The organism is Sporocytophaga sp. (genome assembly GCF_017745095.1).
In the GTDB taxonomy this organism is placed as follows: domain Bacteria; phylum Bacteroidota; class Bacteroidia; order Cytophagales; family Cytophagaceae; genus Sporocytophaga.
The window spans coordinates 182,887-195,717 of sequence record NZ_JAGHZZ010000008.1 but is presented as its reverse complement, the minus strand read 5'-3'; the positions used below and the strand labels follow the sequence as shown (position 1 = coordinate 195,717).

Annotated in this window: 6 protein-coding genes; all 6 read left to right on the top strand. The window is 37.2% G+C overall.

All coding sequences use genetic code 11. The features are described 5' to 3' along the window. Positions 1-109: 109 nt before the first annotated feature. Genes J7604_RS13965 through J7604_RS13940 form a run of 6 tightly spaced genes read left to right on the top strand, consistent with a single transcriptional unit; the run spans position 110 to position 12,823 of the window. A complete protein-coding gene (locus J7604_RS13965; protein ID WP_293896951.1) occupies positions 110-3,229 on the top strand; it encodes a TonB-dependent receptor in 3,120 nt (1,039 codons plus the stop codon). 31 nt (positions 3,230-3,260) lie between these two features. Beyond that, positions 3,261-4,802, top strand: a complete 1,542-nt coding sequence (locus tag J7604_RS13960; protein ID WP_293896950.1) for a RagB/SusD family nutrient uptake outer membrane protein — start codon at positions 3,261-3,263, stop codon at positions 4,800-4,802. A gap of 40 nt (positions 4,803-4,842) precedes the next feature. Further along, positions 4,843-7,182 (top strand): arylsulfatase, encoded by a 2,340-nt coding sequence (locus J7604_RS13955; protein ID WP_293896949.1) that lies wholly within the window; start codon positions 4,843-4,845, stop codon positions 7,180-7,182. A gap of 20 nt (positions 7,183-7,202) precedes the next feature. Next, positions 7,203-9,650, top strand: coding sequence for a TonB-dependent receptor (locus J7604_RS13950; RefSeq protein WP_293896948.1), 2,448 nt, complete (start codon positions 7,203-7,205; stop codon positions 9,648-9,650). An 18-nt stretch (positions 9,651-9,668) separates the two neighbouring features. Further along, positions 9,669-10,424, top strand: coding sequence for a rhodanese-like domain-containing protein (locus J7604_RS13945; protein WP_293896947.1), 756 nt, complete (start codon positions 9,669-9,671; stop codon positions 10,422-10,424). Between the two features lie 26 nt (positions 10,425-10,450). Beyond that, positions 10,451-12,823 (top strand): arylsulfatase, encoded by a 2,373-nt coding sequence (locus tag J7604_RS13940; protein WP_293896946.1) that lies wholly within the window; start codon positions 10,451-10,453, stop codon positions 12,821-12,823. Positions 12,824-12,831: the final 8 nt, after the last annotated feature.

The following is a 12,831-nucleotide window of genomic DNA, read 5'->3' as shown; positions in this document are numbered from 1 at the left end:
TTCAAATAGATAAACTTACCAATTGTCAATGCTCTTAAGTTATATATATTTGTATACCTATCCGATAGACTTTCTATAATAAAGTGTTTAATTATTAAAAAACTGCCGAATGAAAAAACGCTATACCACTTTTAATTTAAAGTATCTTTTATTAGCCTTCTCCTTAATCCTGATAGCACAGGGTATAGCGGTCGCGCAAACTGTAATTAAAGGACGAGTTGTGGATGATAAAACTGCAGAGCCTGCAGTGGGAGCCGTAATTCAGATTAAGGGAACTAAAGAAGGTACTATTACAGACATAGATGGAAATTATGAATTAAAGACTGAGCATTCTTATCCATTTACTTTGGTGCTTCAATATTCAGGGTATGAACCTAAAGAAGTTGAAGTTTATGAGGCACCTGAGGAAGATTTAAATATCCAGTTAAAGAGCCGTCAATTACTTAACGAAGTAGTGGTGGTAGGTTACGGAACACAAAAGCGAAGTGATTTGACAGGGTCTGTTGCTACTGTTCCTGTTGAAAGCCTTAAACAACCTGTTAGTTCTGTAGAGCGTCTGTTACAAGGTTCTGTTGCTGGTGTTCAGGTGACGCAATCTACCGGACAGCCAGGAGGTGGAACCTCAGTGCAGATAAGAGGAAATAATTCAATCACAGCAGGTACAGAGCCGCTATATGTAATTGATGGTTTTCCAATTTATAATGATAATTCAAGTAATGATGCGGGAGTAACGAATGGTTCGAAGATAAATCCGCTATCAACTATTAATACATCAGATATTGAATCCATAGATGTTCTTAAAGATGCTTCTGCCACTGCCATCTATGGTTCAAGGGGAGCAAATGGTGTTGTGATTGTAACAACCAAAAAAGGAAGCTATAATAATTCTTCTATCAATTACGATGGGTACGCTGGCGTACAGAGCGTTGTCAGAGAGATACCTCTGATGAATGCAAAGGAATGGGGAGCTCTTAGAAATGATGCTCTTGTTAATTCAAATAAATCAAAACAATACAGCGATGCACAACTAGACAGTTTGGGAGAAGGTACAAACTGGCAAAGGGCTGCATTCAGACAGGCAGCTATACAGAATCACAACCTATCTGTTCTTACTGGTAATGATAAAACAAGAGTAGCAATTTCGGGTAACTATTTTAAACAAGACGGTGTCTTAATAAACACAGACTTTGAAAGATACTCCGGAAGGTTAAACCTTGATCATGAATATAGCAACAGATTAAGAATAGGTTCCTATATCACTGCAAGCCAGATCTCATCAAATGTGGCACCTCAGGCGGTTGTTCCTGCATTATTGCTAATGTCTCCAGCTGTGCCAATCTATAATTCGGATGGTTCATTTGTGCAAAGAAACCTTTTTGAAGGTGTTTATGGGAATCCTATCAATACACTAAAAAACCAACTGAATGAATCTAAAACAGGACGTTTCCTTGGAAACGTTTCTGGAGAATATAAAATCATTGAAGGGCTTATATTTAAAGTACTTGCCGGAGCTGATGTACTTAATAATAAACAGAACAGATATTTACCATCAACTGTTTACGAAGGGTCTGGCTTTAGTGGATTGGCTCAGGTGGGATCTATATTCTCTACCAACTGGTTGAATGAAAATACAATCAATTACACACGGAGGATTAAAAATGTACATAACCTGAATGTCCTTGCAGGTTTTACCCAACAGGAATCTGTGACGAAAGGCTCTGTTTCCGGTTCAAGCGGTTATGCAACAGATGCATTTGAATATAACAATCAGGAGGCAGGTAATGTGGCATCCATCAGATCAAGTGGATTTGCACCTTCTCCTTCTTCTTTTGCAAGCAGATGGGCTTTGAGATCTTTCCTGGGAAGGGTTAACTATGGTTATAGAGATAAATATCTACTGACAGTGTCTTTAAGAGCGGATGGTTCTTCTAAGTTTGCGCCAGGACATAAATGGGGCTACTTCCCATCTGCTGCGGTTGCATGGAATGCAAGTAATGAAGACTTCCTTTCTCAGATTAAAAACCTTGGACATTTGAAATTTAGATTGAGTGCAGGACTTATCGGTAATCAGCAGATTCCTTCTTATCAGTCATTTTCTCAATTGGCTTACTACAGATATAACTTTGGCAATAACACCGTTTCAGGTTTTGCACCAAGCTCTATTGCTAATCCAAACCTGACTTGGGAGAAAACAGCTCAGTATGATTTTGGAGCTGACCTTGGTTTGTTGAAAAACAGAATTGTAGTTGCTGCTGATATTTATTACAAAAGGACAACAGACTTGTTATTGAACGTGCCTTTGCCATCCACGTCTGGTCTTTGGAATATCGTAGTAATTAATGGAGCACTTTCTACTCCTAACCCTCAGGTATATCAGAATTATGGAGCAGTAGAAAATAAAGGTTTTGAACTTGCAGTGACAACAAAAAACCTGGTAGGTAAATTCCAGTGGAATACAAGCTTTGTTTACGCTGTAAACAGAAACAAAGTTTTAAGCTTAGGTAACGGCATCGATCAGATCATTCCCAACAGCGCATTGCCTTCGATCGCTGCAGTTGGTAAGCCAATCGGTTCTTTTATAGTTTATCAGACTGATGGTGTAATACCTATAGGTACATCTCCTGATAAAGCATTGACTCCTGCTGCAAATAAGAATCCTGGTGGTCAGCAATATAAAGATATTAATGGTGATGGTAAAATTACACAGTCAGGTGACAGAGTGATTATTTCTAACCAGCCAAAATTTATTGCAGGTCTGACCAACAGTTTCAGCTATCGTAATTTTGACTTAAGTATATTTTTACAAACATCTTACGGAAACAAACTTTACAATCAAAACAGAGCAACACTTGAGCTTGGAACAGGATATACAGGAGCATCTACTACGCTTCTTGACAGATGGACTCCAACCAATACCAATACAGATGTTCATAGTGCATTCCAGGATCCTTCTGCAACAATCTCTGACAGGTTCATCGAAGATGCTTCTTATATCAGACTTAAGAATCTAACATTCGGATATAGCTTTCCAGAACATCTTGTAAACAAGGCAAAGATCAAAAACATCAGAGTGTATGTGTCATTACAGAACTATCTGACCTTGACAAAATATACCGGATATGATCCTGAAGTTAGCAGTAACGGACAGTCTGCAATTGATCAGGGTGTTGATAATGGCGCTTATCCGAATAGCAAGACATTCCTTGGAGGCCTTTCATTCTCCTTTTAATAATCAGAATACCTTTTAAATCACCAACGAAATGAAGAAGTCGATATATATATTATTAGGATTTGCAGTTACTGTTTTTTCCTGCGCTAAACTTGAAGAGGTACCAGAGTCCTTTATGGATGCCAATCAGTATTATAAAACTCCTGCAGATGCAGTTACAGCTATAAATTCAGTTTATTTTCTGTTGAATGCGGGAGGTAATGCAGTTCAAACTCCATATAATACTTTGTTTAATACAGGTATGAATTTTATGGGAGATGATGAGAATCCGGGACCGGGAGCAACCAACCCGGATGTCCGTTCTCAGTCTGTACTAGGCCATGCATCTACAGGACTACGTGTTTTGCAAATCTGGCAGCAGCATTATTCTGGAATCAAAAAGGCAAACATAGCTATTGAAAAAATTCCTGGAATTGATTTCGGATCAAATACAAAGTTAAGAGAAAGACTTATAGGAGAAGCTAAATTCCTTAGGGCTCTGTATTATTTCAATCTTGTAAGGCTTTACGGTGGAGTACCTTTAATCTTAAAGGACCTTGCTACTCTTGAAGAGGCACATTCTCAACCCAAAAGAAATACTGTTGAAGAAGTTTATGCACAGATTGAAAAAGACCTTATAGAAGCTGCAACTGTTCTTGATAATATTGCTGGAGGGGCTGACGCTGGCCGTGCAACAGCGGGAGCTGCAAAAGCTCTGTTGGCAAAAGTATACCTTACTGAAAGAAAATGGGAAAGTGCTATCGCAAAAGCAAATGAAGTGATCACTGGTCCTTACGGTTATAACCTTATTCAAAACTATTCAGAAGTTTTTCTTCCGGTTTATAAAAATGGTCGCGAACATATCTTTTCTGCTCAGTTTAAAGCACTATCTCAAGGTCAGGGAAATAACCAGGCTCCAAGGTCAGTACTGACAGGTATTCCAAAAATAGTAGGTTCTTATGCAGATCAGGTAGTATTTTATTCTGTACCTGATGCAACTAAGCCGGGTGGGGTGGATAAATTTTTCAGTGTATATAAATTGTATAGTAAAAAAGATAAGAGAAGAGATGTTACGTTCGTAACGAGATTTCAAAGTCCAGAAGATGGAAAATGGTACGGAAAGCTAAATGATGCTAAGATTCCAGGTGATTCAATTCCATTCTTTAACAAATATTGGGATCCAGCAAATATATCAAACCTTTCAGAATCCGGTGCAAATGTGCCTATCATAAGATTCTCAGAAGTTCTTTTGATCCTTGCTGAAGCTGAAAATGAATTGAATGGACCTTCAGGAATTGCTTATAATAATATTAATAAGGTAAGAAACAGAGCTGGACTTCCGAATCTAACTGAAGGACTCGGTCAACATCAGTTCAGAGATTCATTATATCTTGAGAGAAGACTTGAATTTGTATTTGAATATCAAAGATGGTTTGATCTGATAAGAGAGCGTGATGCTTTTGGAAATGGTATTCTGGAAAGCAGCCTGCATAAAGTTGGAAAGACTAATGCGAGCGCGAAACATTATCTGTTTCCGATTCCACAGCAGGAGATTGACCTGAATCCAAATCTGGAACAAAATCCAGGTTGGTAATCAAGAGTAACTGTCTTATTTATTTTATCATAAACTATTTATGAATATTAAAGGGATTTCAAATAAACTGAAGCCTGTTACAGGCCGCATAATTATGGGGATGGCAATCAATTGCCTTATCCCCATTATCTCTTCTGCTCAACAAGATCCTTTGAAACCTTTTACGGGAAAGATAGGCAATACCCTTGAAGGAACAGAGCAGGTATGGCCAGAAAGAGTGAAGGCCCCTAAAGGTGCTCCTAACATAGTATGGATACTTCTCGATGATGTTGGCTTTGGAGCTACATCGGCTTTCGGTGGGCTTATTGAAACTCCAACATTTGAATACCTTGCCAATAATGGTTTAAGATATACAAACTTTCACACTACGGGCTTATGTAGTCCTACAAGAGCTTCTTTATTAACAGGCAGAAACTCTCACTCTGTAGGAATGGGACATCATGCAGAACTGGGAATTGGAACGCCAGGATATAACGGTGATATTCCTTTTGAAGCAGGAAGTGTTGCTGAGATCTTTAAGGAAAATGGTTACAATACATTTGCTCTTGGAAAATGGCATGGACAGGTTTCAAAAGATCAGACTGTCTCAGGCCCATTCAACAGATGGCCTACGGGCAGAGGGTTCGAACATTTCTATGGTTTTCTTGGAGGTGCAACAGACCAATGGCATCCCACTCTTGTAGAAGAGAATAATTTTATAGATATAGAGCCTAATACCAAACATCTGAATCAACTTTTGGCAGATAAGGCGATAGCCTATATTGCAAATCAGAAATCAGCCAATCCTGATAAACCATTCTTTCTTTACTTAGCTCCGGGAGCAACTCATTCACCTCATCAGGTTGCTAAAGAATGGAGTGATAAATACAATGGCAAGTTTGATAAAGGATGGGATGCATATCGTGAGGCTGTATACAAGAGACAAAAAGAGCTAGGTTATATTTCTAAGAATGCAACCTTACCCCCAAGACAAAATGGAATCAAAGCCTGGAACTCTTTAACTCCTGAAGAGCAAAAGGTATTCACTCGTTTCATTGAAGTTTATGCAGGATTTTTATCTTATACTGATTATGAAATCGGAAGAGTTGTGGATTATCTGAAGCAAATAGACCAGCTAGATAACACTGCTATATTTCTTGTAGTTGGTGACAATGGAGGAAGTAAAGAAGGCACCTATACGGGAACTCTGGGAACTGCGGATAAATCAAAAGGAGATGATATATCTCATCTTTTGGCCAATATAGATAAAATAGGAACAGAACTTACTTCTCCTAATTATCCATTGGGCTGGTCACAGGCAATGAATACTCCCTTCAGATATTGGAAAAGCGATGCCAATTCAGAAGGAGGTACACACAATCCTTTGATAGTACATTATCCTAAAGGGATCAAGGAAAAAGGTGTTATCAGAGCACAGTACGGACATGTAACGGATATTCTTCCTACCACAATTGAACTTGCAGGAATTAAAGTGCCTGAAGTGATCAATGGCTATAAACAATTACCATTCCATGGGACAGCCTTTAATCATACTTTTGAAAATGATCAAGCTGATACAAAACATACTGTTCAGTATTTTGAATTACACGGCGGAAGATCCATTTATAAAGATGGATGGAAAGCCTCAGTGTATCATCCTAGAAATACCTTTGGAGAAAATGGCAATACAGACCCTAACTTTAGTCCTCGGCCTTTTTCAGAAGATAAATGGGAACTCTATAACCTTATAGATGACCCTACTGAAATAAAAGATCTTGCAACTAAGTATCCTGATAAGCTTAATGAATTGAAAGCATTATTTGATACAGAAGCTAGAAAGAATAATGTATACCCATTAAGAGATTACAGAGCAGGAGTTCCTGAGCCAGAGGTGAGAAAGAAATCTGTGATTTTCCAAGGGACAACTGATAAGACAAAAGTGAATATAGGCAAGAAAGCACTTCAGATTACAGTTCATGTGGAAATACCAAATGAAGTACCACAAGGAGTTGTATTTGCCAGTGGAGGTTATACAGGAGGAAATGCACTTTTCTTTTTGAATGGAAAACTTCATTATACTTTAAATGACGGAGTAAAAGAAATCACTTTGATTGCTGATAAACAGCTGCCTCCAGGAAAAGCTACTATCAGAATTGAATATCCTGATCTTACTTCAGTTTCAGTTTATATAAATAATGAAAAGGTTGGGAGTCAGAATTTCAAATCCAGGAATAGTTATCTCAGCTCTGCTGCAAGTGAAGGTATTAGCGTTGGGAAGGATCTCAATGTTCCTGTAACGAAAATTTATAAAGCACCGGCACCGTTTAATGGCTTGGTGTCAAAGATTGTCATTGATCAGGCGGTTGAGGAAGTCTCCTCAAATGAAGAGAAAGATAAATAAAAAGAACAGGAGATTCATCGATGAGATATAGAATTTTGTTGCTGATGGTTCTTTCTTTTTTGGTGATTGATCTATATAGTCAATCAGCCATTAAGGGTAGAATCATTGATTCATTAAACAGAAAGCCAGTAGAGTTTGGCAATGCTACTATTTATAATAGCAATGAGAATTCACTGTTAGATGGCCGGCTAACTGATAGCACCGGCTTATTTGAATTTAAAAATCTTAAAGCAGGACTTTATTATATTAAAATTGAATCCATTGGATACAAGTCGAAAACTATTCAAAATGTCTCAGTTGAAAAGTCTGCTTCCACTAATCTTGGAGATATTTTAATTGAAGAAGATGAAGCTTCTTTGAAAGAAATTGTGGTAAACGGTCAACAGCAAAATCCTTTCAAACAGGTTTACAAAGCAAATCAGTTTGAAGCTGCAAAAGGAGGAACTGCTATTGATGTTTTAAAGAACATGCCATCCATAAGTGTCAATGCAGAAGGAGAGATAAGGCTAAGAGGTTCTTTAGGATTTTTGATTCTTGTTAATGAAAAACCTGTTCAAAGCGATTTGAAAACAGTGTTAAGTCAGATTCCTGCAAATGCAATTGAGAACATAGAAATTATTACATCTCCTTCTGCTAAATATGATGCGGATGGTAAAGCTGGCATTATCAACATCACTACCAAAAAAGGAGTGGATGATGGAATATCTTTCACTACAAATATCCAATATGGATTACCAAGTATAAATGATTTCTCCAATAAAGAAAAACCTTCAAGATATGGTATTGATGGAACTTTGAACTACAAAAAAGGGAAATGGGATTTGTCTATAGGGGGAAGTTATCAGGAAAATGATATTGCAGGAAGAAGAGAAGGTGATGTAAATACAACTATTGATAATAGGTACACATCATTCCCATCTGTTGGAGAAAGAAGCTTTCAAAGATCTAATTATTCTGCAAGAGCATTGGTCGGTTATTCATTTAATGAAAATAATTCATTTAATGTCGGATTTTATACAGGCCAAAAGGTACAATACAGAAGGGCCGATATTACCTATCATAACATTAAATGGGATGTTAATACGGAGCAGCCCTTAAGTAATATTGACTATTATAATTCAAACCTTGTAAAGAAACAAGGTAACTTCTCTCTTGCAAATATTGATTACACTCATAAGTTTAAGAATAAATCAGTATTGACTTTTTCAGGACTTTATGAATACGCTGTTCTTGATGGCTATACCAAGAATCTAAATACCGGACTTAACAATTATACAGATACAATGGATTATGTTCTTAATACAGGAAACAGTCCGATAAGTGGTTTAAGAGGAAGAGCTGATTATAGTCTCAACATTGGAAAAGGTAAACTGGAGTCAGGTTATCAGGCAAGATTCCAAAGGCAAACAGGAGCTTACCTCTATCAAAATGCAATACTCGGTACTGGTCAATATAGTGTAGTACCTGAATTTAGTGCAGATATAAGAGTACTTAACTACATTCATAGTTTATATACACAATATTCAGGTAAGGCTGATAAGTTAAATTATGTTGCCGGAATCCGTTATGAGTATTCTTTCCGTGAGTTTAATGCTGATAAACTTACAGAACCTTATAAGCTAGACTTATCAAGTTTATTTCCTTCTCTTAATCTTGTTTACACTCTTAATAGCAGTTTAAGAGCAAAGGGAGGTTTTAGCCGAAGAGTACAGCGTTCCACCAGTAATGAGTTGAACCCATACCCTGAGCGGGAGCACTCTGAGACCCTTGAACAAGGAGATCCTCAAATACTTCCTGAGTTTGTAAATCTTTCTGAGATAGGCCTTATAAAGGATTTGAAGAATGCAGGCTCTATATTTATTACTGTTTATAATCAGGATATAAAGAATGTTGTAAACAGAGTAAATAGTGCCTACAATGATACTATTCTGAACAGGATATATACGAATGCCGGAAGAGCTTATTTATGGGGTATAGAAACTGGTATAAATATCAAGCCAGTTAAATGGTGGTCGGTTTATCTGAGTGGAAATATATACAATTATAGGATAAAAGGAAAATTGTTCAGTAATACTGTTGAAGTTAGAAATTCGGCTATTGCTTATTCTATCAATACTAATCACAATTTTCAGTTTAGTAAATCCGTGTCTTTGCAGTTTAATCTAAACTATTTATCTCAAAGGCCAACCGCACAGGGCGAAGATTCAAGATTTATAAGTCCGAATCTGTCATTGAAAAAAACTTTTTGGGAAGGCAGGCTTTCAGCATCATTGCAATGGCAGAATATTGGCCTTGGTGCAATCAAATCTAATGAACAGAGGATAACTACGAGAGGTACTAATTTCTATACAACAACTAATTACATACAGGAGAAAGATGTATTTCTGATTAACATCAGTTATAGTCTTTCTCAGGCTTCTAAAAAGGTGAAATTACCATCAAGTGAATTTGGAGAAAAAGAATTTTAACGCATAAAAATATAAGCTATGAAAAACATGTTCAGATTAGCACTCACATTAGCAATTGCTGTTATTTATTCTGGTTACTTACAGGCTCAGGATGATAAGAGGGTGTCCATTACTCTTAAAGAATTTGAAGACAAAGTAAATAAAGAAGGTGCAAAAGCGCAGATAATAGATGCTCGTTCTTTTGAAGAGTATCAACAAAACCATTTAAAGGGTGCAATAAATCTTAATGCATCTGATGATACTGACTTTCAGAAGCAAATAGGCAAGTTAAAAAAGGATAAACCTGTATTTGTATATTCTATTGCTAATGGAAGAAGTAAGGCACTGAGCAAGAAATTACAATCTAATGGATTTTCAGAAGTATATGAACTTCCAGGTGGTTTTAGTAATTGGGTAGGATCTGGAAAACCGGTTGAGAGTACTACTGGAAGTGGTCTTACTTTAGATCAATATAAAAAGCTTATTCATTCTGAGAATGTAGTACTGGTAGATATCGGATCTAAATATTGCGGAGCATGCAAAAAGATGGTTCCTGTTATTGATTCTCTTTCTCTCAATCACCCTAAAGACCTTAAGGTAGTCAAAATAGAATTCTTTGAAAACAAACAGTTAGGAATAGACCTGAAAATAAATTCTTTGCCTACTGTTATTCTATATAAAGATGATAAGATAGTATGGCAAAAATCTGGCGTTAGCTCAACAGCATTATTAGAGAAGGAATTACTTTCTATACAGAATAGATCAGCGTCATTGACGCCAGTTAGCGGGCATTAATTGTATTTAAATAATCTTTTAATAAAATGAATAACCACCTTATATTTAAAGGAACTGCATTTATTGCATCTCTTTTTTTATCTCTGCCTTCTTTTGGTCAATACAGTCCTGAACAGAAGTTTGAAGGAGAGATAGGGAAGACTATATCAGAGTCGGTACCATACAAAGTTCAATTCAATAAAAAAGCTTCACCAGATGCTCCTAATATAGTCTGGATCTTAATTGATGATGCCGGATTCGGAGCGACAACCCCTTTCGGAGGTTTGGTTGAAACGCCCAATATTGAAAGGATTGCTAATAACGGTCTGAGATTTACTAATTTTCACACTACTGCAATTTGCTCTCCGACAAGGGCTGCACTGTTAACCGGTAGAAATCATCACTCTGTCCACGTTGGTTTGTTGACACCTGCTGCAGTTGATTTTCCGGGCTATGATACGCGTATACCATTTGAAAAAGCTACAGTAGCTGAGATATTAAGAGAGAATGGTTACAATACTTTTGCATTAGGTAAATGGCATTTAACACCAGTTGTCGAAAATTCTCAGGCAGGTCCATTTAATAGATGGCCTACAGGTAGAGGTTTTGATCACTTTTATGGATTTCATCCGGGAGCTACAGATCAGTGGCATCCTGAACTTTGGGAAGACCAGACAAAGTTGAGCTTAGAGCCAAATACCAAGCATTTAAATCAGTTGCTGGCAGATAAAGCAATTAAATATATTGCTAATCAAAAGTCTTCCAATCCTGAAAAGCCTTTCTTCCTGTATCTGGCGACTGGTGCTACACACTCTCCTCATCAGGTAGCTAAAGAGTGGATAGATAAATATAAGGGTAAGTTTGATCTTGGTTGGGATGAGTATAGAAAGGTAGTAATTGAAAGGCAGAAGAAATTAGGAATCATTCCTGCCAATACTGTACTGCCTGAACGAAATCCGAATGTGAAGGCCTGGAAAGACTTGTCTGAAAAGGAGAAGAAGGCTTATGCTCATTTCATGGAAGTATATGCTGCATTTTATTCTTATACGGATTATGAAATAGGAAGAATTGTAAACTACCTGGAACAAATAGATCAATTGGATAACACGCTGATAGCAATCGTTCTGGGTGATAATGGAGCTAGTAAAGGCGGAACTCAGACTGGTACAGTCAATCCTCAGATCAATAGATTAAAAGGGGAGGAGCATATAGATGCTATATTAAATGCCCGTGATATTATTGGTACTGATGAATCAAGCACTGACTACCCTATAGGCTGGGCAATGGCTGCTAACACTCCTTTCAGGTACTGGAAGGCAGATGCCAATACAGAAGGTGGTACCAGAAATCCATTGATCATTTCTTATCCTAAAGTCATTAAAGATAAAGGCGGTATCAGGCATCAGTACGGACATGTTATTGACGTATTGCCTACAACTCTTGAATTAGCAAAAGCGGAAGTGCCTGAAGTGATCAACGGATATAAGCAAAAATCTGTCGAAGGAACAAGTCTTGCATACACTGTTGAAAACGCCAAAGCAGCTTCTCGTCACACTGTACAGTATTATGAAATTGCCGGATCCAGATCTATATATAAAGATGGATGGAAAGCAGGAGCTCATCATGAAATAGGAGAAACAATTGATATAGGTGATGGAGCAGATGCTTCAGGGCGTAAAGTTGATTTTAGCAAAGATGTTTGGGAATTATATAATCTGAATGAAGATTTTAATGAGAGGATTAATCTTGCTGCGAAATATCCTGAAAAGCTAAAAGAATTACAGGCTCTGTTTGACGAAGAAGCGAAGAAGTACAATGTATTCCCATTAAAAGATTTTACAGTACATAATATGCCTGCAGGCAGAAGTATTTACGGGAAATCCTCTGTAGTTACTTTGTATCCGGGCGTTGATCATCTTGTCGGAGTGAGCAATCCTTTATATGAAGGTAAATCATTCAGTGTCAAAGCTGAAGTAGAATTAATAACAGGTAAGGAAGAAGGAGTTTTATTTGCTCTGGGAGGTGAGAAAGCTGGAGTAAGTCTTTTCATAAAAGAAGGTAAGCTGCAGTTTGCTCATAAATCTCTCAGCCAAACTATTCACTTGGTTTCAGATAAACCACTTCCTAAAGGAAAATCAGTCTTCAGGTTTGATTACAATTTTAATGGAGTAGATGCTTCCGGAAATGCTGGAACTGAAGCTCTGTATATCAATAATGAAAAAGTAGCTGAAAGAAGTTTTACTAAAAAAGAAGCAGCAGTTTTTGCCGGAAGCAAAATTGATGGTACTGATGTTGGAAGAGATCTGATAGCACCAGTTTCGGACAGATATCAGGTGCCTTTTGAATTTAATGGAAAGTTGAAAAAGGTTATCATTGAATTTGTGCAGAAGGATAAGATTACTATCAGCGAAGAGAAATAATATTCAAC

What these genes read in the sequence shown, in the direction of transcription:
- J7604_RS13960 (WP_293896950.1), top strand. Translation starts at nt 3,261, where the DNA reads ATGAAGAAGTCGATATATATATTATTAGGATTTGCAGTTACTGTTTTT.
- J7604_RS13965 (WP_293896951.1), top strand. Translation starts at nt 110, where the DNA reads ATGAAAAAACGCTATACCACTTTTAATTTAAAGTATCTTTTATTAGCC.
- J7604_RS13955 (WP_293896949.1), top strand. Translation starts at nt 4,843, where the DNA reads ATGAATATTAAAGGGATTTCAAATAAACTGAAGCCTGTTACAGGCCGC.
- J7604_RS13950 (WP_293896948.1), top strand. Translation starts at nt 7,203, where the DNA reads ATGAGATATAGAATTTTGTTGCTGATGGTTCTTTCTTTTTTGGTGATT.
- J7604_RS13940 (WP_293896946.1), top strand. Translation starts at nt 10,451, where the DNA reads ATGAATAACCACCTTATATTTAAAGGAACTGCATTTATTGCATCTCTT.
- J7604_RS13945 (WP_293896947.1), top strand. Translation starts at nt 9,669, where the DNA reads ATGAAAAACATGTTCAGATTAGCACTCACATTAGCAATTGCTGTTATT.